At 45.2% G+C, this 24,175-nt stretch carries 22 protein-coding genes and 1 pseudogene; 13 read left to right on the top strand and 10 right to left on the bottom strand.

Going from position 1 to position 24,175, the window contains the following annotated elements; genetic code table 11:
* Positions 1-48: 48 nt before the first annotated feature.
* Both HQQ92_RS13255 and HQQ92_RS13250 read left to right on the top strand, forming a co-directional pair.
* Complete coding sequence (locus HQQ92_RS13255) at positions 49-582, top strand: GNAT family N-acetyltransferase (protein WP_173245963.1); 534 nt, start codon at positions 49-51, stop codon at positions 580-582.
* A 166-nt stretch (positions 583-748) separates the two neighbouring features.
* Complete coding sequence (locus HQQ92_RS13250; RefSeq protein WP_028760670.1) at positions 749-1,288, top strand: YfaZ family outer membrane protein; 540 nt, start codon at positions 749-751, stop codon at positions 1,286-1,288.
* A gap of 62 nt (positions 1,289-1,350) precedes the next feature.
* On the opposite strand, the gene HQQ92_RS13245 is transcribed toward HQQ92_RS13250, so the two are convergent.
* Complete coding sequence (locus tag HQQ92_RS13245) at positions 1,351-2,202, bottom strand: DMT family transporter (RefSeq protein WP_105249758.1); 852 nt, start codon at positions 2,200-2,202, stop codon at positions 1,351-1,353.
* A 245-nt stretch (positions 2,203-2,447) separates the two neighbouring features.
* On the opposite strand from HQQ92_RS13245, the gene HQQ92_RS13240 reads away from it, so the two are divergent.
* Together HQQ92_RS13240 and HQQ92_RS23755 are read left to right on the top strand one after the other, a co-directional pair.
* Positions 2,448-4,121 (top strand): diguanylate cyclase, encoded by a 1,674-nt coding sequence (locus HQQ92_RS13240; protein WP_173245960.1) that lies wholly within the window; start codon positions 2,448-2,450, stop codon positions 4,119-4,121.
* Positions 4,122-4,302: 181 nt separating this feature from the next.
* Positions 4,303-4,521, top strand: a complete 219-nt coding sequence (locus HQQ92_RS23755; protein ID WP_251071060.1) for a hypothetical protein — start codon at positions 4,303-4,305, stop codon at positions 4,519-4,521.
* A gap of 42 nt (positions 4,522-4,563) precedes the next feature.
* Here HQQ92_RS23755 and HQQ92_RS13235 read toward each other — a convergent pair whose 3' ends face one another.
* Positions 4,564-7,686, bottom strand: a complete 3,123-nt coding sequence (locus tag HQQ92_RS13235) for an NAD(P)-binding protein (RefSeq protein ID WP_173245957.1) — start codon at positions 7,684-7,686, stop codon at positions 4,564-4,566.
* A 237-nt stretch (positions 7,687-7,923) separates the two neighbouring features.
* Positions 7,924-8,085, bottom strand: a complete 162-nt coding sequence (locus HQQ92_RS13230) for a hypothetical protein (protein ID WP_006080915.1) — start codon at positions 8,083-8,085, stop codon at positions 7,924-7,926.
* On the opposite strand from HQQ92_RS13230, the gene HQQ92_RS23870 reads away from it, so the two are divergent.
* Positions 8,084-8,218, top strand: coding sequence for a hypothetical protein (locus tag HQQ92_RS23870; RefSeq protein WP_263180925.1), 135 nt, complete (start codon positions 8,084-8,086; stop codon positions 8,216-8,218). The two genes, HQQ92_RS13230 and HQQ92_RS23870, sit on opposite strands and share 2 nt — an antisense overlap.
* A gap of 155 nt (positions 8,219-8,373) precedes the next feature.
* Here the strand turns inward: HQQ92_RS23870 and HQQ92_RS13225 are convergent, their stop codons facing one another.
* The 3 genes from HQQ92_RS13225 to HQQ92_RS13215 form a co-directional block, all read right to left on the bottom strand.
* Complete coding sequence (locus HQQ92_RS13225; protein ID WP_173245954.1) at positions 8,374-9,765, bottom strand: RsmB/NOP family class I SAM-dependent RNA methyltransferase; 1,392 nt, start codon at positions 9,763-9,765, stop codon at positions 8,374-8,376.
* Between the two features lie 238 nt (positions 9,766-10,003).
* Entirely contained in the window at positions 10,004-10,672 is a 669-nt protein-coding gene (locus HQQ92_RS13220) for a glutathione S-transferase family protein (protein WP_173245951.1), read from the bottom strand.
* Between the two features lie 78 nt (positions 10,673-10,750).
* Positions 10,751-11,377 (bottom strand): glutathione S-transferase family protein, encoded by a 627-nt coding sequence (locus HQQ92_RS13215; RefSeq protein WP_173245948.1) that lies wholly within the window; start codon positions 11,375-11,377, stop codon positions 10,751-10,753.
* Positions 11,378-11,588: 211 nt separating this feature from the next.
* Here HQQ92_RS13215 and HQQ92_RS13210 point away from each other — a divergent pair, with 211 nt between their 5' ends.
* Positions 11,589-12,185, top strand: a complete 597-nt coding sequence (locus tag HQQ92_RS13210) for a TetR/AcrR family transcriptional regulator (protein ID WP_173245945.1) — start codon at positions 11,589-11,591, stop codon at positions 12,183-12,185.
* A gap of 92 nt (positions 12,186-12,277) precedes the next feature.
* Here HQQ92_RS13210 and HQQ92_RS13205 read toward each other — a convergent pair whose 3' ends face one another.
* The gene (locus HQQ92_RS13205; RefSeq protein WP_173245942.1) at positions 12,278-12,991 is read right to left on the bottom strand and encodes a DUF2461 domain-containing protein; all 714 of its coding nucleotides are present in this window, start codon (positions 12,989-12,991) and stop codon (positions 12,278-12,280) included.
* A gap of 350 nt (positions 12,992-13,341) precedes the next feature.
* Here HQQ92_RS13205 and HQQ92_RS13200 point away from each other — a divergent pair, with 350 nt between their 5' ends.
* Positions 13,342-15,561, top strand: coding sequence for a TonB-dependent receptor domain-containing protein (locus tag HQQ92_RS13200; protein WP_173245939.1), 2,220 nt, complete (start codon positions 13,342-13,344; stop codon positions 15,559-15,561).
* 134 nt (positions 15,562-15,695) lie between these two features.
* Positions 15,696-16,259, top strand: a complete 564-nt coding sequence (locus HQQ92_RS13195) for an alkylphosphonate utilization protein (RefSeq protein ID WP_011790067.1) — start codon at positions 15,696-15,698, stop codon at positions 16,257-16,259.
* Positions 16,260-16,358: 99 nt separating this feature from the next.
* Here HQQ92_RS13195 and HQQ92_RS13190 read toward each other — a convergent pair.
* Positions 16,359-17,565, bottom strand: a pseudogene (locus tag HQQ92_RS13190) (MFS transporter).
* A gap of 230 nt (positions 17,566-17,795) precedes the next feature.
* Here HQQ92_RS13190 and HQQ92_RS13185 point away from each other — a divergent pair.
* Together HQQ92_RS13185 and HQQ92_RS13180 are read left to right on the top strand one after the other, a co-directional pair.
* Positions 17,796-18,374, top strand: a complete 579-nt coding sequence (locus HQQ92_RS13185; RefSeq protein WP_173245937.1) for a MarR family winged helix-turn-helix transcriptional regulator — start codon at positions 17,796-17,798, stop codon at positions 18,372-18,374.
* A 125-nt stretch (positions 18,375-18,499) separates the two neighbouring features.
* Positions 18,500-19,513, top strand: coding sequence for a succinylglutamate desuccinylase/aspartoacylase family protein (locus HQQ92_RS13180; protein ID WP_028760658.1), 1,014 nt, complete (start codon positions 18,500-18,502; stop codon positions 19,511-19,513).
* A gap of 19 nt (positions 19,514-19,532) precedes the next feature.
* Here HQQ92_RS13180 and HQQ92_RS13175 read toward each other — a convergent pair whose 3' ends face one another.
* On the bottom strand, positions 19,533-21,560 hold the full coding sequence (locus tag HQQ92_RS13175) for a methyl-accepting chemotaxis protein (RefSeq protein WP_173245934.1): 2,028 nt from the start codon (positions 21,558-21,560) through the stop codon (positions 19,533-19,535).
* 207 nt (positions 21,561-21,767) lie between these two features.
* Between HQQ92_RS13175 and HQQ92_RS13170 the strand changes: the two genes are divergently transcribed.
* From HQQ92_RS13170 to HQQ92_RS13160, 3 genes are all read left to right on the top strand, one after another.
* Positions 21,768-22,394: a fumarylacetoacetate hydrolase family protein gene (locus HQQ92_RS13170; protein WP_173245931.1), complete on the top strand. Its 627-nt coding sequence runs from the start codon at positions 21,768-21,770 to the stop codon at positions 22,392-22,394.
* A gap of 23 nt (positions 22,395-22,417) precedes the next feature.
* A complete protein-coding gene (locus HQQ92_RS13165) occupies positions 22,418-23,029 on the top strand; it encodes a Crp/Fnr family transcriptional regulator (RefSeq protein WP_173245928.1) in 612 nt (203 codons plus the stop codon).
* A 139-nt stretch (positions 23,030-23,168) separates the two neighbouring features.
* The gene (locus HQQ92_RS13160) at positions 23,169-23,678 is read left to right on the top strand and encodes a YgjV family protein (RefSeq protein ID WP_028760654.1); all 510 of its coding nucleotides are present in this window, start codon (positions 23,169-23,171) and stop codon (positions 23,676-23,678) included.
* Positions 23,679-23,807: 129 nt separating this feature from the next.
* On the opposite strand, the gene HQQ92_RS13155 is transcribed toward HQQ92_RS13160, so the two are convergent.
* Entirely contained in the window at positions 23,808-24,050 is a 243-nt protein-coding gene (locus tag HQQ92_RS13155; RefSeq protein ID WP_006080930.1) for a hypothetical protein, read from the bottom strand.
* Positions 24,051-24,175: the final 125 nt, after the last annotated feature.

Below are 24,175 nucleotides of genomic sequence, written 5' to 3'. Positions count from 1 at the left end.
TGGTGTGCATTCACCGTATGTTGGGAACATTAACGGTTTAATCTGGATATGAATAACATTCAGTTTGTTATAGGTAAAAAGCCGGAAGAATTAGCGCTGGCGGCACAATTAATTGATGGGCGTGATGATAATGCTCATCCGTTGGATCATCAGGTCTTTTTCCATTCCCGTGCGGTGATCTTAGCGAAAACTATCGAGGGTGAGATAGTGGGTTGCGCCGCGATAAAAGCCGGTAAAGGCACTGTTGGTAAAGGCACTGTCGATAAAGGCACTGTCGGTGAACTGGGTTATCTGGTGGTGTCGCCCTATTATCGGCGTCAAGGCATAGCTCAAGGTTTAACGCAAAAACGTATCGAAGTGGCTAAGGCTTTAGGGATATTGATTTTATACGCCACAATTCGCGCCGAGAACACGTCGAGTCAAGCTAATTTATTGAAGGCAGGTTTTCAATTTTGGCGTAATTATTTGAGTATCCGTGGCACAGGAAATACTGTGGGTTGGTATTACTTAGCTTTAAGCGTTAATGTCGATGCTGAAGCGATAATGCAGTCTTTAGTTGGCGATCGTACCCCTGTGGTCTAATTGTGTTGTAAGTGAAAGGACTTAGATCTTAATGTGTTTTTATCTTGTTTTACATTTGTATATTCCTCGCAAATAATCCCTCTTTATACGCAAATAGGCTGATTTTCTTTATTTATTCGGTATGATCCGCGGCTATTACCCACAGTCATTATTGAGGTGTTTTTTTATGGCTAAGTTCAGAGTAGCAAGTGTCTTATTATTGAGTGCAGCAGCGCTGCAAGTGAATGCGTCAGAATTTAATCTTGGGTTGAACAACGATGTGGTTTCAACTGAGTTAGAACTGCAATTGAACAAAGATACTAACGCGGTTTTGGGTTATATCTATGCGGATGAAGGCGGCCATATCGCTCAAGGTGCAATGCACATGACCCATGATGCGGGTGTGCATCACTTTGAGGTCGGTGCTCAGTTAAGCCAGCTTTGGTCTGACTATTCACCCAATGGCAGTGCTGTTTCTGTTGGTGGTCGTTATGCACTATCAATGGGACCCAATATTTCACTGCACGCCGCGGCTTACTATGCACCGTCTGTATTGTCATTTGGCAATGTTGATGGTCATTATGAATTAGACTCAAAAGTGCAATACCGTATAACGCCAAACATGGCACTTTATGTTGGTTACCGCAAGATTGCCTTCGAATACGATGATGCTCGCAATTTTACTTTCGAAGACGGTGTGTATATTGGCGGTAAATTCCGTTTCTAAGCACAAGGCATATTGATTTAGCTATATTGCGATCGTGATATCGAATTAAAGAGCCGGCGAGGTTAACTTCGCCGGCTTTTCCATTTCGCCTTTAGCTCACTGTAGCTTGGTAATATGGATGAGAAAATGACTAATCCAATCCCGATTAAAATCACTAGGCTGAGTTCTTCATCGAGTATCCACCAGCCTAACAAGGCTGCAAAAATCAATCCTGTATATTCTACTGGTGCCATTTGGCTCGCATCGGCACGTCGATAGGCATGGATGATGAGATAGGTCATAGCAATGTAAAATAGTCCCAAAGTCAGTCCCACTTGCGCCACTGGTAAACTAAATTCGGCGCCTTCGTATAAGGTCGCAGGTATCAGAAATATCATCGCAAAGGCATTAGACCAAAAGAGCATGGAAAAAGGATGTTCATGGGTCGAATAGGCCTTTAAAATCAAACTATTCAACGCTGATGTCATGGCACCGAAAAAGGCTAAACCTATGTACAGGTTAAATTCTGTTGGTTGGCTGATAAGCAAAATGCCGCTAAAGCCGATAAGACCTGCGACCGTGCGTCGATAACCAATACGTTCATTTAAAAAAATGGCCGATAGCACTAGCAGTAACAAGGGTGAGGTATAAATCACGGCTGTTACTGTTGCGAGCGGAAGATGCAAAATAGCGAGCATAAAAATGGCGTTGCCCAGTCCAATCAATAGCGCGCGGGCGAGATGTACTTTGTAAAAAGGACTCAGTTTAAGATTACCTTGTAAGTGCCACACAAAAGGCAGTACAAGCAGGGTGGCAAATAATTGCCTGTAGAGCACCAGTTGAAAAACAGGCGCATTGGTTTCAAGCAACTTAACCAATAGGTTACCGCTGGCAATCAGTAGTTGTGCGGCTAAAATCATCAATAGAGGCTGCATAGGATCCCAGCAAAAATAAGTCAGTATTAAGGTGTATCTTGAATTTCATGCCGCAGTTTGGACTTTGAGACTAAAATAGCATCATAAGGCATGGTATATCCGACTAATTTAGCCTAACTGATTGTAAAAAACTAAATGTAGCCATAAAGTTAACCTACAAATCCAACTATCGACTAAGATTGACAGCATTAGCATTTTCTTCATAGCTGTAAAAATGATCTATGGCCCTTTAACTAAATAAGCCGATGAACAAACTTAAACAAACTCTATTTGGGTGTTTTTTACTTTTCTTGTGGACATTAAGTCCCTCTGTATTAAGCGCTGAAATTGCGTTGGACTCCCCGTATTTGTTCCATGCTAAAGCGGATCAACAGCCTCCTGAGCGGTTTGAAACCGTGCCCCATTGGATGGGACAACTCGACGAAGCTAGTTCGGTCAGCTTAACCGGTGGCGATTATTGGATGATTACACCTGTGATGGTCAATCAACGTCAATCAAACTGGGTAGTGGATGCAAGTAATTCGATTATTGAATCCGTAGATTATTGGATACTCGGCAGTGACGGCAGCGTACAACATGCCCACAGTGGCTACACTGCTCCATACCAGTTTTTATTCGATTATGGCCGTAAGGTCACCTTGAATATGGGCACGGATTATTGGTTGGTGGTGAAGCTGAGTAGCCGTTATTACTCATCTCCCCCTGAGATAGCATTGCAAAGTGTGGCGGATCATCAACTTATGTCTGACCGTCTCGCAATGGCAGTGCTGCTGTGTTTAGGCGGATTATTGTTTATCGCTTTATATAATATTTTGATTTATATCTCTATTCTTGATAAAGCGTTTCTCTACTATGGTCTTTACGTATTTGCCTATTTTGGTGGCTGGGCACTGACTTTCCATTTGCCTGCACACTTATTTAATTTCCATTACCTCGAGTTGCATCATCTGTTTTTCATCAGTTTGCCCATTTTTAATATCATGTTTTACAAGCACTTCCTGCAGTTACCTAGTTACTCTCCGCGGCTGTGGCGTCTTAGTCAGTATTTAATGTTTGCCTGCATTGTGGCTCTGCCGACCAGTATTTGGTTGTTATCCTATACGGCAATTATTGCTTCTGTACTGATTATGCTATGGATTGCTTTAGCGATTACTTGCGGTAATGTGTGCTTGATGAAAGGCTTTGCTCCTGCGCGTTATTTTATTCTTGCCTTTACTTGCTTGCTGTTGCCTGCGGTGATTATTTTACCCGGAAATATGGGGCTCACTCCTGATTTCATTGAACATGCAGAGCTTGCGACTCTGATGGGCGGCACGGCCGATGCGTTGCTGCTGTCCTTAGCGTTAGCGAATAAGCTGAAATTACTTGCTGAGGAACGTAAGGCGCATATTGAAGAGTTAGCGATTGCATGGGAAAAGGCACGTTTAGATGGATTAACGCGAGTCGGTAATCGTTATGCTTTTGACGAATATATGAACTCACAATTAGGATTTGCCGATAAAGTCGTGCAACCGATGGCGTTAGCACTATTGAATATCGATAGTCTGAAAAGTGTCAATGAAACACTCGGCCATCAAGAAGGCGATAGATTATTGCTGTTGATAGTGCAGTTATTGCAAGCAACAGACTTAGTGCACATGAAGGTTTATCGTATTAGTGGTGACGAGTTTGTGATTGTGACGCCTTCTGCTGGTATCCAGTTATTACAGAGTGCTTTGAGTGGCTTAGGTGAAGAATTAGCAAGCCATGGTTTTAAAGATTGCCAGTGTAGTTTTGGGATGTCGTTAAACACTGAGGTCGCAGATCCCCATGAGTGGTTGCGTTCTGCTGACACTCACTTATATCAATCGCGTATGGATAAGCGTCGTCAAGAGTATGCAGATACTCGCGGTGTCGATGTGAGGCTACATTTAAGCTAGCTATTGAAAATTTAAAATAATCGTTTTATACCAATCACATTAAATAGCTAATCAGTTCAGAGCCTCACAGGTATTTCAATCCAAGGCGCATTGACGCAGAAATGGTTATTCCCTTTTAAGTCAATGCAACACTGGAGTGGGATGCCTGTGTGGCTCCCGAAGGGCGGCTGATGTTTACTACATGGCAACGCGCTTTATACTGCGTTTAAGGCTTTCGACAGAGCACCACTATGCCTTCAAGCCTTCGCCTTGTCTAAAGCGCGTTGAACTCCCGCTGAATGAACAGATATTTAATACGATTGGTATTATTAGAACATTGGAAAACATAAACGGTGTAGAATTTATCTGCGCCGTTTATGTTTTTATCTTAGATTTATTAGCTTCATCTTGCTTGGACTGAGCAGTGTCCAAGTTTGCGACTTAGCTAGATTTAAGGACGAGCTTAGAAGTCTTTTTCGCCCTTAATCACCGCAGGATGACCCGATATCGCTTTTGAAGTGTGCATTCCCGCCATCGTCGCCGCTTCGACGCAGCCCGCATTAAGGCCTGTCTTTATCCAATCGCCCGTCATATACAGGTTATCTATCCCTGTGCCATCTGTCGTGATGCGATACTGCGAGCTGTCTTTAACCGATAAGACATAACGCTCGGATGGGTCTACATTTGCGCGCCAATATTGGCTATCGAAGCGGGCAACACCTTGGCGGTCTTGTTCATCGTGTAACCATTCCCAAGGGAAGCTATCACCGACATTTTGCCAAAGTTTATGGATTTCGGTATTGAGTTGATGGATAGCGCCCGCTTTTGCTTCTAAGGTTTTCTGTTGTAGGAAATCTACATCCGAGCTTGGTGGATAGGCTTCGACAGGCAATGCCGAGCAAAAGTAACTGGCATTTTTAGGTTCTAAGCCGCGCCAATCTTCTTTGTCTAGCAGTTGGTTCATCGATGCCCAAGTATCGAAGGGTTCGGTGAAGCCCGATAATACGGGTTCCTCGCCATCTTCAGAGTAATTAGGCCAGCCTATCCCATTCAGATCTTGGTTCATCCACAGTTGATAGGCTTGAGTGGCGACAGTTTGCACCTTATCAACGCAAAGCTTGAGGGCTGGGCTTTGTGCCATGACTTCACTCGCCACATGGGGCACAGAACCTATGGATAGACCGAAGATCACTTTGTCGAAATCTACGCCTTTGACTAAGCGCTTTTTCGGCAGGGCTTTGCCAAAGTGAGTTTCATACACGCTGTCCCAATCGCTCCAGAAGTGTTCAAGATTGATATTATGGGCTTTAAGCAGTGCCGCTTGTTCAGGCTCAAGCTGCTCATAATTGGGCGTACTCGGCCAGCAAGCGAGACCTTTCACATCGACTAAAGGATCGTAGTTTGTGACAGTCGGCGCCAGAGCTACTTGCTCAGTGATCTCAATCGCTTGAATACTTTGATTGTGACATTCGAGATTATCAACTCGATTGAAGTAGTGGAAATTGACTCCGCGGCGTTTGAGCACTTCGTAAAAAGGTGTAAACACAACATCCCCCATGCCCGCCTGCATTTTCCACATCACGCCACCTTGATAGCACAGGGCAATACGCAGCATAGCGCGGATAATTGTGCCCGCTTCGACATTGGGTTTGTCGAAGTTCCCTTTTTCATAGGCAAACACTAAGTCGTAAAAACCACGCACTGGCGCACTGTCGACAGTGTACTTAAGGCTGGCGCCGTGTTTGGTTAACCATTCGCGATAATCATAGCCATTGATGGCGTCAAAGCCTTTTTCAAATACATCGTCGGCAAACATGCCCTTGAGGATCGTGAGCCCCAGATCGGCGGCTATATATAAGTGGCGCAGTTCGTCATTATTATCTAAATGTCCGCTAAAACGTTTCACGAGTCTTTGATGCAGGGCATCGACAGCTGATTCTACAAGACCATCGTCACTTTCACTGTGTACATGCTCATCGCACTCGCGGCCAATCATTTGATTGAAATGGCATTCAAGCTTATCGCCGAGCGCGTCGAGTGATTCTTTGGCATCTTCGACCGAATCTTCTAACTTATCTTTTAAACGTTCAAACCAGCTGCTATCGAGCCAGTTTTTAGGTGTTCCCATGGCTTTTTCATCTGCATCGAGCAGGTCATCCATGTCTTTGAGCCATTCCTTTATCCACGCAAAGGCGACTTTAACGACTTTCCAGAAGGTGAGGGTTTCGGTGCCATCACCTGGGATGCCTGGTAGCATTGGGAAAGTGATTGGCCAACTCACAGAACGGCCATCAACTTCTTCCTGTAAGACGATGAAGTTATGGGGTTTAAAGGCATCAAAAAAAGTCGCAAGCGGCGCGTTTGCTGGCCTATCCAATTCCTCATACGCTTTACGCATTAGGGCAAACGCGTTTTGATAGAAACCAAACCAAATGTGTAAACCATGTTCTTCGATGCGTTGTCCCATAGCGGCATTGCGGCCACTAGCCCCTTTACCACCGATACGCCAGCCGAGTTGATAGACATCAATCTCATATTGATTCTGCCAGCCGGGTTTGTCGGTTAGATAACAGGCTGCTGTCATTGCCGCGACACCGCCACCGAGAATGGCTATTTTCTGTTTTTTGATTTCGGAGTTATCGACTAATACCTCGCCGGGCGGCACTTCAAAATCGAAGTTCACATGGTAAGGGAGTAAAACGTGCTGCTCACCAATCTCGACCCCGAGCGTATCCTTTAACGGGAAGCTGGCATTATCAAAAATGGTCGCGACAAAATCATTTTTTAGCAGGGCAACACTGTGCACTTTATTCACTTGGGCTGGCGCGGCAACGATGGCTTGATAAATGGCTTTTTGCCCTGACGAGTCGGGGAACTGTTTTAGAAATACTTGATCGATAGCGGGTTTAAATAACAGATGAAATAGCTGCTCTTCGCCAAGCTGGTCAAGTTCTGGAATAAAATCGGTTTGTTCTTTAAAGAGTTGCCAAGTTTGAGCTATCGCTTCAAGGGTTGAAAGCTGTGCCTCGGGTTTGGCATCGCAATTCACTTCAATTAATGGATGCAGGGCAAGTTCGGTTTCGGGTGAGAAATGTAAAAAACTTTTGGTCTCAAGGGATAATCGCGTCAGAGGCTCGCCAACCGCTGGCATAGTGTATTCACATAAATACTTAGGATAACCAAAGAGTTCTCTGCCATTAATTAAGGCCATGGCATCGTTCACCCAAATGTGTAGTGGCTGAAAATACACTTGGCTGATTTGTTTACTGTCGCTGCTATCTTGGCGCCCGACCATGACCCAAGTGATGATGTCCGTTTCTTGGATCCAGCCCTTAGCTCTGTCCTCTGGATAAGCGGAATATGCTTTTTCAATTTGAGTGAAGGTTGTCAGTACGTAGGGAGACAGCACCTTAAAATACATTGCGCTACAGGCAACTTGATTCAGGGTTTTATCGATAGAGCGTTGCAGGTTTTCCTGTTTCCCCTTAAGAAAAAAACCGTACATATCGGCTTTATTTAGCACTAAGGGCGAGTGCATCAACATACTGCCTTGGGGATAAATAAAGTCGGGGCGCTGTTTTTCCATGGCGTTCATCCTTAAATTTCAGTGTAAGTCCAATGATTTGGGAGTTATAGCCCAAAAAGCATAGGGCAAATAAGCAATTAAGCCCATTGATTTTACACTGGAATGATTAAGTATTTGAGAGAGGATAACGGGGTTGAGTAGCAAGTTGGATATTATCCAACTTGCTCAGATTTGGCAGGTTTAGCACAGAACGAATTTGTAAAACAAACCCGTGAGAGCAAGGGTACTTAGATTTAGTTACTTCGATTTATTTTGGTAGAAATCCACCTCTGTATTATCGTCCGAGTAACGTCGCTTAGTATCTCTGCGGCGCTGTTTCACGCGTTTATTCTTTTGCTTACCTTTGACGTTATCGCCCCATGGCGCATCATCGTCGTCAAATTCATAGGAGTGTGACATGGTCAAAATTCCAAAAATACCTGTGCCATTCGCAGCACCCGATCTTTTTACCCAAAGGAGAGATGAAGCTAAAGCGAAATATTTCATCACTGATGGTGAAAAGTTTTGTCCAAAGGCTATATCTTGCCACTGAAATGGCCGTATCTGAGATTTTAATGGGGAATATGTGGATTATCATTATGATAATTAAAGGATAAGTGTAATTATCATCGGAAATTATATTATATGATTGAAACTGGCGCCCAGAATGAAAGGCGCCAAGTTTTGATACAAAATAATGAGTTAGTGTTACTTGACGCGCAGCATACGCGTGACAAACATACCATCACTATTCGCTTCAAAGGGCCATACGGTCAACATTTCTGTTTGTTCACCCGTAAAAGGATGGCGTATTGGCGTGAGCGTGAACTCTGGATGTTGCTTTAAAAACGCCGTCACCACGTCTTGGTTCTCGAGCGGCGACAAGGAACACGTGGCGTAAACGAGGATGCCGCCCGCTTTAACTGCGCTGCTACTACGGCTTAAAATATCGAGCTGTAACGCGGCTTTATCGGCCACGGCTTCAACACCATCCAACCAACGCATATCGGGATTACGTCGCCAAGTGCCAGTACAACTGCACGGGGCATCGACTAACACACCGTCGAAATGATCCGCAGATACCGGCAGGGCATCGCTCTTCCAACGGGCAACGCTAATGTCGTTAAAGTGGGCTCTTTGGGCACGTTTAGTCAGTTCTTCTAGGGCATTGGAGCGAATATCCGACGATATAATGCTGCCCGTAGAGGGTGTTTTATTATCAGCAGCCTTGGCCAACATCAAAGACCGCAGCTGCAGGGTTTTTCCGCCAGCACCACTGCAGGCATCCCACCAATGGTCATCGGGTTCTGGCGCGCAAATTTGCCCTATGACCTGTGAAGCCAAATCTTGGATCTCAATATTACCGTCTTTATACAGGGCTATTTCATTAAGATTCATACTCTTGCTGCCAAGGTTAATGGCATCGTTAAAGTAATGACCATAACTAGCATCGATACCTATCGCTTGCAGCTGCGCCGCCGCAGCTTGACTCGTGATCCCTTGCGCGCGGCCCCAAATCGGCGGGCGACTGGACATAGCTTCAATTAATTGGGTTTGCTGCGCAGCATCAACAGGACACACTTGCCAGAACCAGTCGGGTAATAAATCCTGTGGTTTAAACTCAGTCGCGGGAAATAAATGCTGTATCAGTGCCAGTTTGTCGTCGAGATTGTCAACGGCAAGTGCTTGAGCGTGCTGATAATCGATAGGCGACTGCGATAACTCATGCCAAGCAGTGGCGATATCTTGCCAAGCATGGGCTTCCAATAACGCACTGGCGCTTAGGCTGGCAAAATAAGTCGCTGATTCTTGTTGATCGCCTACTCGCTGAAACCAACCCCACCAACGAAATAGACTAAACAAAGATTCACGGATGACTTTACGATCCTTCGAGCCGTGTTTTTTATGTTCTCTAAAGTAGTTGGCCAGAATACGGTCGGCGGGCATTTTACTGCTTTGAATTTCATCGAATAATTGCTTAATTGTACTGGCGTAACTGAGTGCACGTTTTTGCGCTGGAGTGCTCGCCTCTGCATTTAACGCTGACGATGTGTTTGAGTTGGATGCCTTGTCGGAAGAGAAGCTGCTTGGATTACCCATAAATTTAGCCTGAATTATGCTCTCTGTGGCAGCGCCTTATGTAGGAGGCATAACTGTAACAGAGGGGAAAAATAAGTGGCGCAGAGTGTAGCAGTTTTGCCCGATAACAGGCAGAAAAAAAGCCCCAAAGTCGCATCAACTTGCGGGGCTTTTTGTGGTTGGGTCACTGAGACTCATAGTGCATTCAGTACCAAAGGGTTATTTGCAGGCTATCGCTCAATTACCGCTTGGAAGGTGATTATTTCGTCACCATCTTTTGGATTTGCTTAGCCCGTTCTTCATCACTCATTTCCACCGGTGGTGGCGTGACTATGCCTTTTTGGCACGCGGGTCTGAGTGCTAATTCATCTAACCAACGTTGCAAATGTGTCAGACCTTCCATATTGATGCCGCTCCACTCGTGGATCCGCACCCAAGGCCAAGTTGCGATGTCGGCAATCGTGTATTCGTCACCAGCAAGGTATTGATTTGTAGCTAGTTGAGTATTCATAACCTCGAATAAACGTCGACCTTCTTTTTGATAACGTTCTATTGCTGCAGGGATTTTTTCAGGGAAGTACCTAAAGAATACGTTGGCTTGTCCCATCATGGGGCCGACGCCGCTCATTTGGAACATTAACCATTGGATTACCTGTGAGCGCTTTTTAGGATCGGCTGGCAGGAATTTACCTGTTTTTTCGGCGAGATACAGCAGAATCGCACCCGATTCGAATACCACAAAATCCTCGTTATCGCGGTCGATAATGGCGGGAATGCGACCATTGGGATTGATGGCGATAAACTCGGGCTGTTTTTGCTCACTGGTGCTGAAATCTAATTTATGGACGCGATATTCAAGTCCCATTTCTTCCAGTGCGATGGAAATTTTAAAACCGTTAGGGGTCGCGGCTGTGTATAAATCTATCATGATGATTCCTTAAGGTTATAACGCTTATAGCTACTCACTTTAGTGCCCATGAATATTCATCATCAGGCATTAGCGCCGCTATTTTTTAGGGGTTAACGATACTATGGCAGGACGCTGCGCCATAGTGTTGAACCAAGCCTTGAGATGTGGCAAGCTGTCAGTGACTTCAATATCTAAGTTCTTAATAAAGCTGATAAAAACGTAAGTCGAAATATCGGCAATACTGAATGCATCGCCTGCAACAAAGGCTGACTTGCTCAATTGTTGGTCTAAGCTTGGTAGGAAGTCAATGACCCTTTGGCGTGATTCTGCGCCCCAAGACTCGACACAATTTTCCCTGTCTTTATAGACGCCGCTTAAATTACGAAAGGCTTGAAACCCGACCATTAATCCTTGTAACTCTATGATGCGTTGCCACATTTCTACTGTGGCGCGCTCAAGCGGTGTATTACCAAACAGTGAAAGCTCACTCGGGTGGACCTCTTCTAAATAGCGGCAAATGGCAACTGATTCACACAGGTAGCTGCCATCATCGAGTTCGAGCAGTGGAATGCGACCATTTACACTTTTGGCTTTAAACTCGGCGCTTAAATTTTCCCCTCCACGGATATCGACGTTCACTCTTGGCACTTCTATGCCTTTTTCCGCAAGAAAAATACTGACGCGGCGTGCGCTGGGAGTCGGAGCTAATTCGTAGAGTTTCATCTAAAGTCCTTTAGTTTTTATCAGTGCTTTATGCTCGATTCGGGCATATAAGGCTTTAACGGAACGTTCGGTTAGGTTAGAATTTACGCTATATCTAAACGATCAGTCAAGAATGATTTGCCCCTCAACTTTCTGCAGTAAAGAGAAGAGTGGTAAAGAGGAATTGTAAAGCTGATCGTGAACGCGTATTCAAGAGATTAGGTCGCAGGCTATGGCACGGAGTTGTAATTTTGATCGGCAAGAAAAACTCATATTGGCGATGGAGCTTTTTTGGCAAAAGGGCTTTGCCGAAACCTCGATTTCCGCTCTCGTCGGCCATTTAGGCATTAATCGATTTAGTCTCTATAACAGTTTCGGCGACAAGCAGAATCTTTATCGCGAGTGCCTCAGTTTCTACCTCGATAACTACTCCTTTGGCGCTTCAGATACTTTGCTGCATGAAAAAGCGGGCTTAGCTGAAATAGAAGCTTATTTAGCGCGCTTTGTTGCTTTGCAGCGGGAGCAAAAGTATGGCTGTTTTATGCAAAATGCTGTGCTCGAAAAGAGCCTTAACGATGAAAGTGTGCTGCAGGAATGTCAGCGATTATTTTGTCGATTACAGACCTCATTCACCCAAGTGTTACAAGTTTGCCAAGCGCGTGGAGAGCTATTAGCCCATGTGCAATCACATCAAGTTGCTGCTTTTTTAGTGCTGCAATTACAAGGGATTAGAGTGTTAGGCAAGGCGGGCGAATATGAGTTATTAGACAATGCGTTTGTTGTATTGCAAGACTATTTACGTAGTTTGAGTACTAATCAGACGGCATAACTGTAAATGACATAGTTTGATTGGCCTAGGTTTTGCCTAGGCCATGTTTTTAGAAATCTATTTTTTAAAAGTCTATTTTTAAAAGTCTATTTCTAGAAATCCAAGTCCAGCGCAAAACACAGATAGGCCATCAGTTGAGTGCAGTATGCAAACTGCTCGGTACAAAAACTGGCTGCATCTGGGCGGCAGAGTTCCTCAAAGGCGATATTTTTAACTGCGATAAAATCTTTTCGTTTTAGCTCTATCAGCATAGGGTGGTTTTTATCAAATCCCTTTGGTGGTCTAGTTAAGCTATCGCCATCCATATTAAATCCATGACTTTGTAAGGTTTGTAGCGCCTTTTTATAGCCGTTGGGATTCTCATCGATACAAGTGCGAATGGCATTTAAGGCTTTCGATTCTGGGTGCCAAATCCCTGCGGCAATAAAACAGCCATCTTCGGCAATGTGTAAATATAGTCCCGGCGCATGCACGTCTTTGCCCTGAAAATGGCGAAATTGAATGCCAACATTGGTTTTATAGGGCGTTTTATCTTTGCTGAAACGGCTGTCTCGCTGGGGACGCATCAAGCTGCCGCCGACTTTTTTGGGTACGGCAGTGAGCCTAGGCGAGAGGGCGAGGATACTGGGCTGCATTTGCTCGATAAACTGCAGTGCAGGCGTTCGCACTGTTTCTTCGTATTCCGCCTGATGGGCTTTAAACCAGTCGCGGGAGTTGTTTTGTGCCAGTTGATTTAAAAATTGCAGGCTCGCCGCGCTGAACGTTGCACCAGTCGCGATGGGGATTTTAGTTGTTAGAGTGGCCATTATCAGGGAACCTTATTAATGCAGATAAACCGAGCACAAGCAGTATTAATGCCGATTGAGGAGCAAGGTGAGTTGCTGACATATCCTCCCGTATCGCCCGCTCGTTCTTACTCACGATAGTTAAAACACGATAGTTAAAACACGATAGTTAAGACTGCCAAGTTGGGTGCCAATACTGCCATCCTTCGGCAAGATCTTCACTTAAATTTTTGCATTGTGCCGCTTCTACCTTGTTTTCAATAAGTCGGTTATTTACACGTAAAGCTAAGTGAGAACTATTCTTATCTTGTTCGTTAGTGCCTATAATGCCGCCCTATTTTTAGATTGGTTTGTTAATAGGATGACGTTGAATGGGTTGCCTGCCTAAATGTGATAAGTGGAAAGCGAATAGAAATCTGTCGCTCATGGGATTATGTATATTGCCCTCAATGCCGTTGTACGCCGCTGAGGTATTGGGCGAGCCTAAGGTTGAGCCGATTGAGATCCTGCAGGTTCATGGGCAGCAATATCGCAGGGCCATCACAGTCGCTAAACCCGGTGAAGCGATTATTTCCATGGAACAAATCGAGGAGATGCAGGCGACAACTTTCGCCGAAGTGATCGATGATATGGCGGGGGCGCATGTCGATGGTGGTACCCGCAGCGGCGGTGAGCGGATTAATATCTGGGGCTTTGGCGAGACTGAAGATTTTAACGTTTATGTGGATAATGCTCCGGTGGGATTTGAGCAGTATCGCTACGGCTCATTTTTCCTCGATCCTGACCTCATCAAGCGAGTGGAAGTGATTAAGGGTGCCCATGATGTGCGCTCGGGCAATGGGGGTTTTGGTGGTGCCATGTATGTGGTCACTAAATCGGCCGATGATTTTCTTAAATATGATCAATCACTTGGCGCGCGGGCCAAAACCAGCTACGCCAGCAATAATGACGCTATGGGTTATACGGGGACAGTTTATGGCCGCGTGAATTCACATCTATCTGGCTTGCTGCATCTTACGCGTCGCGATGCGGGGGATGTCACTTTAGCCAATGGTGAAGAGTTTGAATATTCAGGTTATGAGCAAAATAACTACCTAGGTAAGATGGATTACGCGCAGGGCGATCACCAATTAGCCTTGAGCGTGACCCATTATCTTGATGAGGGCCGCAAACCTTGGGCTAATCGCCGTGGCCCTATGCCTGCAATTTCGGACTACAACATCAAAAAGTACGGTTCCTACGAGCAGGCTTTGTATGCCACAACCGCCTACAACACCTATGAAGATAACACTTGGTCGGCTAATTATCGCTATTCGCCGAGTAATCCCCTGATCGATACCCAAGTGGTGATTTCCCATTCGGCGAATGCACGCCACTGGGTAAGACCCGATATCGCGTGGGAGAAAATGACGGTTTCCGTAGGCAACTTCGGTCACGAATCTTGGCTAGACTATAAACGTGACTACATTGATATCAACAACTTGAGCTTGATTGGCGATCATGAGATCACCACAGGATTACAGTACCGTAGTCTTGACCGCACTTCGTTAGTGTTTAACAAAAGTTATGAAACAAATCCCGAGAAAAACTTTGGCTGGTACACACCTTACTACCAACCTGAAGGCCGTCAAGATACCTATGCTGCCTATATTCGCGATGCAATTCATCTTACTAATGACTTAACTGTGACTCCCTCGCTGCGATATGACTTTATCTACAGCATAGGTCGACCAAATATTGCACCAGATTACAACGATATTGCTGCGGGCCATGATTATAGCTCAACCCATCATTCGGGATTCTCACCAAGATTAGGCATAGATTATCAACTGACAAATCACGCTCGGTTAAACTTTGATTACGCTTATAGCTTGCAAGCCCCTGTGGTGGATGAGATTTATGCCGTGCAATACGCTAAAGCCAGCATTACCGGCACGAGCCGCGACATTGATGTCGAACGCTTACATGCCTTCAAATTAGGCCTAATGACGCAGCATCAGCATGTACTTGCCAATGAGGATGCCTTGTCGACGCAAATCACCCTGTTTGCCAATTTAGGTCGTGATGATATTGCCCAGCGCCGCGGAGCTAAGTCTGATAAAAACCAGTTAATTCAAAGTGGTTACACAAATCTTGATGGTTACCATATTTACGGTGCCGATTTTGAAGCCCAATATCGCTATCAAGATGTGTTCAGTGATCTTGCGGTTTCATGGCTGCAAGGACAGCACAATGGGTCACTCAGAGATAGCCAAGATGACGATGAATATTTAGCTAACATAGCCCCGCTCGATATTCGTCTGCGTTTAGGCATGTATATCACAGATGACATTTCTATCGCTTGGCAGGGCGCTTGGTATGATGCGCAAACCAATGTTCCCCACGGTGATATCTTTAATGCCGAGTCGCCAAGCGAGAATTATTTCCTACAGAATGTGTATCTCGCCTATGAACCTCAAGCCATCTTAAAGGGATTAAGTGTGCGTTTGATGGTAAAAAATCTTACGGATCTGCAAGTGGTGCCGTTTCTCTCCGATGGGATACCCGCCGCAGGGCGTGATGTTCGTTTGAGTTTAGCCTATGAATTTTAAAGACTAATCACCAAGGCTGTGTGGACTAGGCATATATAGCTCATAAAAAATAGGGTTATATTGCCTCAGCCCCCTGCCGAAAAATGCCAGTTTATGGCATAATCCGCGTTTTACTAGGCATATAGAACAGAAAAATGACTGAAAATGAATTGCTAAGTCGCTGTGGCGGCAAGTGTGAACTGTGTGGCAGCGAGCTTGAACTCTCTATTTATGATCTGCCAGCCTCCGATGGCCGTGACAATGAGATCATGATTTGTGAAACCTGCAGTGGCCAAATTGCGGCACCAGATACCATGGACATGAACCACTGGCGTTGTCTGAATGACAGCATGTGGAGTCCTGTACCGGCAGTTCAAGTGATGTCATATCGTATGCTTAAGCGCTTAAATGGCGAAAGCTGGGCGCAAGATTTGCTGGATATGCTTTACCTTGAAGACGATTTAAAAGCGTGGGGTGATGCCGAAGTTGCCGCAGCAGGTGACGATGCGACGCCAACGTTAGACAGTAATGGTGCAGTGCTCAACGCTGGTGATACTGTGGTCATCATCAAAGACTTAAACGTGAAAGGCACTAGCTTTGTGGCTAAGCGTGGCACAGCTGTGCGTAACATTGCTTTGACCAACAACCCAGAGCATATCGAAGGCCGCGTTAACGGTACTCGTATTGTGATTCTGACGTGCTTCGTTAAAAAGTCTTAAGTTTCGCTTAGTGTGAGCGCGATTTATTTAGCTCAACACAAAAAAAAACCGCCATGATCGTTAGCCGACATGGCGGTTTTTTTATGTTGAGTTAGGTAGTTAAGATACGCAGCGGGTGGTTTGATATTGGCGTGCATAGCCCTGCGGATTAAATTGCCAAGATAATATCCACGCGATCACACTTAAGCCACCGAGTAATAACCAAGCACTGTTAAAGCTGTTGAAATTATCGCGAATTAATCCGGCAATCCAAGGCGAGATAGCCGCTATGGTATATCCCACACCCTGCACGAAGGCAGTTAATTTACCTGCTAACATAGGATTTTGTTGATGATCCATAGTGACAATCAGCCCGAGTGGAAAAAATCCCGCCAATACCTAATCCTGCAAGTCCCGCCCATAAAAATAGTGATACTTGAGGGGCGAGTGCCAGTCCCATAAAGCCAATGAGTTGTAGTAAGCAGAGTAGGGCTATGATGGCGCGTCTGTCCGTCGACTTGCTGGCAAGCCAAGGAAACACTAAGCCCGCGATCACTTCCATGCTGGTTAAGAAACCTAACACTAATCCAGATTGAGTTTGGCTATAACCTAGCTCGACTGCGTAGGGGGCTAACCATGCAAGTACGCAGACATAACAACTTGTGCCTAATGCAAAAAATATCGCCAATAGCCAACTGCGACGAAAACGCCAAAAGTTAAGTTGCAAAGCTTGCTCTTTTGCTTGGCTCGGTAATGCGGCTTTATGTTTAATCAGGAGCCACAGCACGAGTGCGAATATGCCTAGCCAAGTCCAATGGCCTAGACCCGCGCGCCAACCTAAGTTCATCCCGATAAAAGGCGCGCTACTCGCCGCTAATGCGGCGCCACCCATAATGGCGGTGACGTAAAGCCCCATCATTAAGGGGACCCGTTCACCGAAATTAAGCTTAATCATGGCGGGCATTATGGTTTGAATGAGGGCGATTGCGACCCCTGCCAGTAATGCCGAGCAGATAAGCCAATTGGCATCTATCGCCCAAAAGCGCATTGCAGTTGCGCCGATCAGCAGTAGCAATGATCCTGTCATTACGGTATTGAATCCTAAACGTTTGGCGATACTAAAGCCTGCAAAACAGCCCAGTCCCATTGCGAGCACGGGCAGCAATGTCAGCATAGACGCTAAGGTAAAACTTAAACTGATATCCTTTTGTATGCTGGGCAGTAAAGGCCCAACCGAGGCGAGAATGGGCCGTAGATTTAGACCAATAAGGATGAACGCGAGTCCGAGCAGCAATAAATTCGCTTTCTCTGTCAGGGGGGATCGCATGGATTGTCTCCAAAAATAAGCTGAGTTTGATTTGCTGAAAAAGTGATTTGTAGCAGCATTTAGCATACTCATGATGATTTCCTTTCAACAACAGTAGGTTGAAACTACATCACTACAATTCAAAAAGAATCTCTTTCAGATGTATCTTGATGTAAAGATATTTTAATTCTGCGAGAAAATGACTAAGATGTAAAGAATGATGTAAAGAATCTTTATATTGAGATAAACCTATGACAGCTAAAATGACGCTAACTAATGCCAGTCCTGCGGATACTAACGCGAGTTCTACGGATAAAAAGAAAGCGGATTCGAATACCAAAGAAGATGGCCTCGATAGAATTGTTGAACAGTGGCAACAGCAAGGGGTGAGTGAGGATTTGATCCCTATGGCTGTGCTCGGGCGAATCGCTCGTTTAACGAAATATATCGAAGTGGTACTGCTGCAATGCCACGCCGAATTTGGCTTAGGTCAGGGGGAGTTCGATGTGCTCGCGACGTTAAGGCGCTCGGGAGAGCCGTTCACACTCTCGCCTTCGCAACTTTATCAGAGCATGATGCTAAGTTCTGGCGCTATGACCAGTCGTTTAGACAGACTCGAAAATAAGGGGCTGATTGAGCGGGAGCACAGTAAGGAAGATCGCCGCGCCGTCCATGTCTCGTTAACTGCTGAGGGTAAGGCGCTCATTGATAAGGCATTACCGCAGCATATTCAATGTCAAAGTGCGTTGTTCGCGGGCGTGAGCGTTGAAGATAGGCCTGTGTTGCTGCAGATTTTAAAATCTTGGCTGAACCAATTTGAGCCGCAATAATTCGTTTAAAATTCCACTTTAGTCTTTAAAGTAGGCTGATATGCAATAGCGGATTACTTTGGCAAAAATGCGGTAAACATGAGCCAACCGCGCGGGATAACATTTGATAGAACAAGGGAGTTGCCATGGTAAAAAGACGTGAAGCATTTGAATTAGCGGGAAAACGAGTCACAGCTGGGACGCAATTAGGGATCAAGCTGCCAGCCGCTAAGTTGTATACCGATACGCAACTCGATATTCATGTGGAAGTGTTTCACGGAGCCAAACCTGGCCCGACTTTACTGGTTTGTGCCGCTATTCATGGGGATGAACTCAATGGTATCGAAATTTGTCGGCGTTTATTAGCCAGAGTGAATCCCAAGAATCTGACGGGCACGTTAATTGTGGTGCCAATAGTTAATGTGTTTGGTTTTATTCAGCAATCCCGTTATTTACCCGATCGGCGCGATTTAAATCGTTGCTTTCCTGGTTCTAGCAAAGGGGCGCTCGCAAGCCGTTTAGCTAATCTGTTTGCCACTCAGTTATTAGTTCATGCAACCCATGTGATTGATTTACATACAGGGGCCGTCCATAGGGATAATTTGCCGCAAATTCGCTGTGATACTAATGATGAGACTATGCTGGCCATGGCGAATGCCTTTGGTGCGCCGCTTATTATGCATTCTAAAGCGCGCAGTGTTTCTATGCGAGGTTATGCTAATCAACAGGGCATTCCTTGCATTTTATATGAGGCTGGAGAGGCGTTACGTTTTAGCGAGTTGTCGATAAAATCTGGCCTCAAAGGTGTGCTCAATGTGATGCGCAGTTTAGATATGCTTAAAGGGCGAGTGAGTAACAAAGGCGCGAGTGTCAGTGCTATTCGCAGTTATTGGGTTCGCAGTGAATCCGATGGTTTAGTGAATATGAAGCTTAAACTTGGCCAGCGGGTGACTAAGGGTTATATCATTGCCCATATCGTCAGTCCCCACGGCGGTGACAGTGTGGCCATTCGCGCGCCAACCGACGGTATTATCATAGGAATAAGTAATATCCCTGTGACTAACGAAGGTGAGGGTATGTTTCATATCGCCCAGTTCGAAGGTGACGAGATTGAAATTGCCAACGAACAGCTCGATGAATTCCTGATGGAATATGCCTAGATTCTAGGTCCCATCACCTCTATAGTTTAAACCGTTCCACTGAGCTGGTGAGTGAATGGGCAAGCAGAGTGACTTCGTTGCTGCGTTTGGCCATGTCCATAGCTTCATTGGCATTTTGGTCTGCAGATTGTGCCGCCTCACTCATGCTCGACTCAATCCGCTGGCTGTAATCTAACTGCTCGTGGGCGGCATGGGTGATTTCTAGACTCATTTTATTGAGGGTATGTAAGGTGCTTTCTATGTGAGCGATAGCATCCTGCAGGGTTTGGCTTTGTCCGACACACTCATTTGCTTGATTTTGCCCTGTAGTAATCGCATCGGCTGCCGTGGACGTTTCTTTTTGCAGGGCCGTGATCATGGTTTGAATTTCGGCGGTGGCGGCTTGGGTGCGTGAGGCAAGTGATCGCACTTCATCGGCCACGACGGCAAAACCCCGTCCATGTTCCCCCGCTCTGGCGGCTTCAATGGCGGCGTTCAGTGCCAGCAAATTGGTTTGTTCGGCAATGCTGCTAATGGTGGTTAAAATGCTGCCAATATTATCGCTTTGAATGCTCAAGCGAGACATGACTTCAACTGAGCTACTTAAACGGGCGCTCAGTTCGGCAATTTTATTGCGATTATCATCGGCAATTTGCTTCACTTGATTACCGTATTTCGAGGCTTGACTGATTTGTCTCGCCGACTCACTGGCCTGTTCTGTCACTAGATTTGAGCTAGTAAACATCTGTTCTGCCAAGGCTTTCGTTTCATCGACTCGACTGATTTGCGCCGTTGCGGCATTGGCGATGCGCTGGCCTTGCTCATTGGTTTGGGTGGCAGAGCTGTCCAATGAATGGGCATTTTGGCTGATATTGGTTAACAGCTTGGCAAGATCGTCACTCAAGGTATTCATGTTATCGATTAGGGCACCAAATTCATCGTTATGGCGTTTATGAATGCGTTTAGATAAATCCCCTCGAGCGATACTGGCAAGTGCGCCGTTCACTAAGGCCAAAGGATTGAGCATGGCCTTGGAGGTGAAGAAAGAGATAAAGCTCACCATGACGATAAATACCAGTGCTAGTACAATCGCTAAGGTTTGACCCTGTTGAATATCATTACTGGCGATGGTTTGCAGGCTGGTAAATCGGCGGTCGGCTAAGTTGATTAACTTATCTAAGGCGAGATTATTCGCATTAAACTCTTTATCGGCATCGAGGTAATGTTGCTCTGCTTGTCGTTGTGCCTCAACTACGGCTTCCTGCACTTTATAAAGTTCGGCAGGCGATGCGAGTAAGGTATTGATAATCGCATATTCTTGCTCGAATGTTTGCAGTAGGCCTAAGGTATCAAGCCCATCAGTTTGTTGTTTTAAAAAGGTAAAGTTAGTGGTGAGATTTCCCAGTAAAATACCGACATCCTGTTGGTGCGATTGAATAACATCCAAACTTTGAGTGTGGATCAGTTCCCCCATAGTGTTGGCTAGCGTATAGAGCATGTCGTCAATGCGAGTACCTGTGCCGACAATTTCTTCGAGTAAAGTGGGATTATCGGGGATGGAAAGAGTTTCGAGATCAATCATCGCATTACTGGCGTTGGTCTTGGCATGGTTAAAGCGCTCAAAGAGTTGCAGGTACTGCCGTTTTGCTTGTTCATTGGCGAGTTTAGCGCTAAACATGGCTTGGCTTTGCTGCAAATAGGCTTGGTATCTTGCCTGCGCTTCGTTTAGGGATGTTTGCATCTTCGGTTGATCTGCAACTCGCTCAATTAACTCATTTTCGATACTTTGATATTTCTTCTGCAGCGCGGTAAATGCTTGCTGACTTTTGGTTAAGGCGGCAGTGTCTTGCTGACTATGGGCCAAGGTGGCAAGGCGTGACATTTTTAATAGCACTAGTTGTAAGCTATTACTCTGCTTTTGCACGGGTACGGCTAAGGTTTCAATATTTTGATAGGCGGTTTGCACTTGGGAGAGTGAATAGTAGAAAAAGCTACTACCAGCGATGAGCAGCGCGCCAATTGCACTAAAACTAAAGATGATTTTTTGTTTTATGGTAAGCGTTAACATAGTGCGAAAACCTCTTCTATGACTGTCCCTGTAAAATGGGTTTATTAATGGTTAGATCGCTGTTTTCGTTGAAATATTGATTTAAGTGTAGCAGAGTTCGTCATAAGTACAGTGATTAGTTCAATTGAACGTTTAGATTTAATTTAGGTTAACTAATTGGTTTTATTATTTAAAATAATCTCAACCCTATCTTGAAAAGGATTAAAGATGAAATCAGTCGTGTTAGGTGAAAACCTTATCGTACCGACAAAAATTCTCTGCATTGGGCGTAACTATGTTGAGCATATCCATGAATTAGGTAACGAAATCCCCGTGGATATGGTGGTATTTTTAAAGCCCAACTCGGCCATTTCGACTGTGCTTCATTCTGAGCATCAAGGGGAAACCTTGCATTATGAAACCGAGCTGTGTTTTATGTTTCAAAATGGCCGTTTCAGTAGCGTCGCCGTCGGTTTAGATCTCACAAAACGTGATTTGCAAACTAAGTTAAAAGCTAAGGGATTACCTTGGGAGCGAGCAAAAGCCTTCGATGGTGCTGCGTTATTCAGTCCGTTTGTGGCGATTGATGATGCAGAGGCACAGCTGCATTTCACCTTGAGTATCAACGATAACTTGGTTCAAGAGGGGCATATCGATTTAATGATTTACAAACCTCAGACCATATTGTCCGAGCTACAGGCATTTATCAGTCTCGATGAGGGCGATATCGTAATGACAGGCACGCCCAAGGGCGTGGGAAGCATTCCCGCTAAAAGTGTATTTAACGTCACGCTGAGCCGTGGCCTGCAAGCGAGTGCTGAACCCTTACTCGAATGGCAGTGGTTAAGTGTTTAGTGATAAATCGCTGAGTTGCTCGCATGATTGAACCTGATGACGTAAAAAAGACTGCCGTATTGCTGGTGCCAACTTGCCAGCCACTGCAACAATATTTGATTGCGTTAGGGGCGAGTCAAGCTGCTGTTGAACGTTACTTACCACAGTTTAAAGCGTTGAACGTGCCGGCGGGAGAGGTGCTTCTTGGCCAAGGAAATGAGCAGTCACAGGCATATTTTGTTGTGGATGGTATCGTGCGCGCTTGCCATTATACTCAGGAGGGCACAGAGCGCTGTAAGGAGTTTTATTTCGAGGGTGAATTGTGTTTTTTGTATGTCAGTTGGCTTAAGCAAATTCCCGCTCGTTACCAATTAGAAGCTTTAAGCGCCTGTAAACTTATCCAAATGCCATTATCCGTGTTGGATGATACTTCGCTACAGTCAGTGCAACTTGGGTTACTTAAACAGCAATTATTGTATAAAGAACAAAAGGAAGCCTTTTTACTGCTGCACACACCTGAGCAACGTTATCTGTATTTACGCGAACATTCACCACTTTGGCTTGAGCGGTTAAGCCAAGGTCAGCTAGCTAATTATATTGGCATTACGGCAATCAGTTTGTCGCGTATGCGTCGACGACTTCAAGACTCTCTTTAACGGTTTTTGCTCCCAGTTAACTTAAGTTAATGCGCTAAATCGCGATTCCCATGATGCTGCGCCTTAAGTTGCGCTCTCAAGTCTACAAAGCTTTCAATCAGAGTGCGCATTATTACTTAAAGCGAAGGAGCTTAATAAGTTGACTGCGTTTACTTTGTCTCAAATTTTGGTGGCGATAGCCATTATCTTCGATCTGATTTCATTTCAATTTAAGGCGCGGGAGCGGATAGTCGCCTGCCTTTTTGTGTCTGGCATCTTGATTTCAATTCATTTTTGTTTGCTGGAGCAATGGACTGCCGCAGGCTTAATGGGCATAGCCACAGTGCGTTATCTCACCAGTATTTTTACCACCTCAAAAGTAGCCCTATGGTGTTTCTCTATTGCTGCACTTGTGATGAGCATTGTGACCTTTAATGGGGTAACGACTGTGATCAGTTGTATAGGCACCTTGTTTCAAACCCGCGCCGCATTCTGTCAAAGGGATAAAGATCTCAGACTGCTTATGATAGTCGGAACCAGTTTTTGGCTCGTTCACAATGCCTTAGTGGGATCGCCTGTGGCAGTGTTAATGGAGGTACTCTTTATTGGCAGTAATTTGGTGGGCTATTATCGACACTATTTTCGTGGGCAGCTTAAGCAACTGCCGTGATTAGTTTAAATAATCTCATTGATAATTAAAAAGATATTTACTTTATAACGGCGAATTACAGTGACTGTTGTAATCGTCGCTTGGCCGTCGATGTGAAGCTAATGCCAGTATGGGTTGGCTCTGGAATGATTAGAGTCCCGCGACGGCTTCCATATCGAGTTCGATATCTGTGCAGCCCTTAGCACAGTAAATTCCTGCGGCTTGTTCAGCTTTTGCCTGCTCTGGCAATATCACTTTAAGTGTCTGTTTACAGCTAGGACATTGCACTGGCTTACCTTTAAATACCCGTTTAATGAGATTTTTCTGTTCATTGAACGAGGTCGCTGTGGTTTGGTTTAACACGGCAAAGGGGCTAGTAGAAGCAGTTGTCATCGGTTGGCGGATCCTTAGGCTTGATAAAGTATTATCACGAGAGTGTCATCGCGAATAGCGAGATTATAGCCTGAGTTGCGCTGTTATTGAAAAGCCTCAATGTAAGCTCATGCTTAACCTATCGA

It is taken from the genome of Shewanella sp. DC2-4 (genome assembly GCF_013248875.1).
In the GTDB taxonomy this organism is placed as follows: Bacteria; Pseudomonadota; Gammaproteobacteria; order Enterobacterales; family Shewanellaceae; genus Shewanella; species Shewanella oncorhynchi.
Note: the sequence above shows the minus strand (reverse complement) of the source record. Positions and strands in the feature narration are given on the sequence as shown.

Bases quoted from the DNA above. Each gene is read 5' to 3' on its own strand.
- HQQ92_RS23755 (WP_251071060.1), top strand. From the start codon at position 4,303: ATGGCAACGCGCTTTATACTGCGTTTAAGGCTTTCGACAGAGCACCAC.
- HQQ92_RS13200 (WP_173245939.1), top strand. From the start codon at position 13,342: ATGGGTTGCCTGCCTAAATGTGATAAGTGGAAAGCGAATAGAAATCTG.
- HQQ92_RS23870 (WP_263180925.1), top strand. From the start codon at position 8,084: ATGGTCAAAATTCCAAAAATACCTGTGCCATTCGCAGCACCCGATCTT.
- HQQ92_RS13170 (WP_173245931.1), top strand. From the start codon at position 21,768: ATGAAATCAGTCGTGTTAGGTGAAAACCTTATCGTACCGACAAAAATT.
- HQQ92_RS13205 (WP_173245942.1), bottom strand. From the start codon at position 12,991: ATGGCCACTCTAACAACTAAAATCCCCATCGCGACTGGTGCAACGTTC.
- HQQ92_RS13155 (WP_006080930.1), bottom strand. From the start codon at position 24,050: ATGACAACTGCTTCTACTAGCCCCTTTGCCGTGTTAAACCAAACCACA.
- HQQ92_RS13230 (WP_006080915.1), bottom strand. From the start codon at position 8,085: ATGTCACACTCCTATGAATTTGACGACGATGATGCGCCATGGGGCGAT.
- HQQ92_RS13250 (WP_028760670.1), top strand. From the start codon at position 749: ATGGCTAAGTTCAGAGTAGCAAGTGTCTTATTATTGAGTGCAGCAGCG.
- HQQ92_RS13225 (WP_173245954.1), bottom strand. From the start codon at position 9,765: ATGGGTAATCCAAGCAGCTTCTCTTCCGACAAGGCATCCAACTCAAAC.
- HQQ92_RS13185 (WP_173245937.1), top strand. From the start codon at position 17,796: ATGACAGCTAAAATGACGCTAACTAATGCCAGTCCTGCGGATACTAAC.
- HQQ92_RS13165 (WP_173245928.1), top strand. From the start codon at position 22,418: ATGATTGAACCTGATGACGTAAAAAAGACTGCCGTATTGCTGGTGCCA.
- HQQ92_RS13255 (WP_173245963.1), top strand. From the start codon at position 49: ATGAATAACATTCAGTTTGTTATAGGTAAAAAGCCGGAAGAATTAGCG.
- HQQ92_RS13240 (WP_173245960.1), top strand. From the start codon at position 2,448: ATGAACAAACTTAAACAAACTCTATTTGGGTGTTTTTTACTTTTCTTG.
- HQQ92_RS13180 (WP_028760658.1), top strand. From the start codon at position 18,500: ATGGTAAAAAGACGTGAAGCATTTGAATTAGCGGGAAAACGAGTCACA.
- HQQ92_RS13175 (WP_173245934.1), bottom strand. From the start codon at position 21,560: ATGTTAACGCTTACCATAAAACAAAAAATCATCTTTAGTTTTAGTGCA.
- HQQ92_RS13195 (WP_011790067.1), top strand. From the start codon at position 15,696: ATGACTGAAAATGAATTGCTAAGTCGCTGTGGCGGCAAGTGTGAACTG.
- HQQ92_RS13245 (WP_105249758.1), bottom strand. From the start codon at position 2,202: ATGCAGCCTCTATTGATGATTTTAGCCGCACAACTACTGATTGCCAGC.
- HQQ92_RS13235 (WP_173245957.1), bottom strand. From the start codon at position 7,686: ATGGAAAAACAGCGCCCCGACTTTATTTATCCCCAAGGCAGTATGTTG.
- HQQ92_RS13210 (WP_173245945.1), top strand. From the start codon at position 11,589: ATGGCACGGAGTTGTAATTTTGATCGGCAAGAAAAACTCATATTGGCG.
- HQQ92_RS13215 (WP_173245948.1), bottom strand. From the start codon at position 11,377: ATGAAACTCTACGAATTAGCTCCGACTCCCAGCGCACGCCGCGTCAGT.
- HQQ92_RS13220 (WP_173245951.1), bottom strand. From the start codon at position 10,672: ATGATAGATTTATACACAGCCGCGACCCCTAACGGTTTTAAAATTTCC.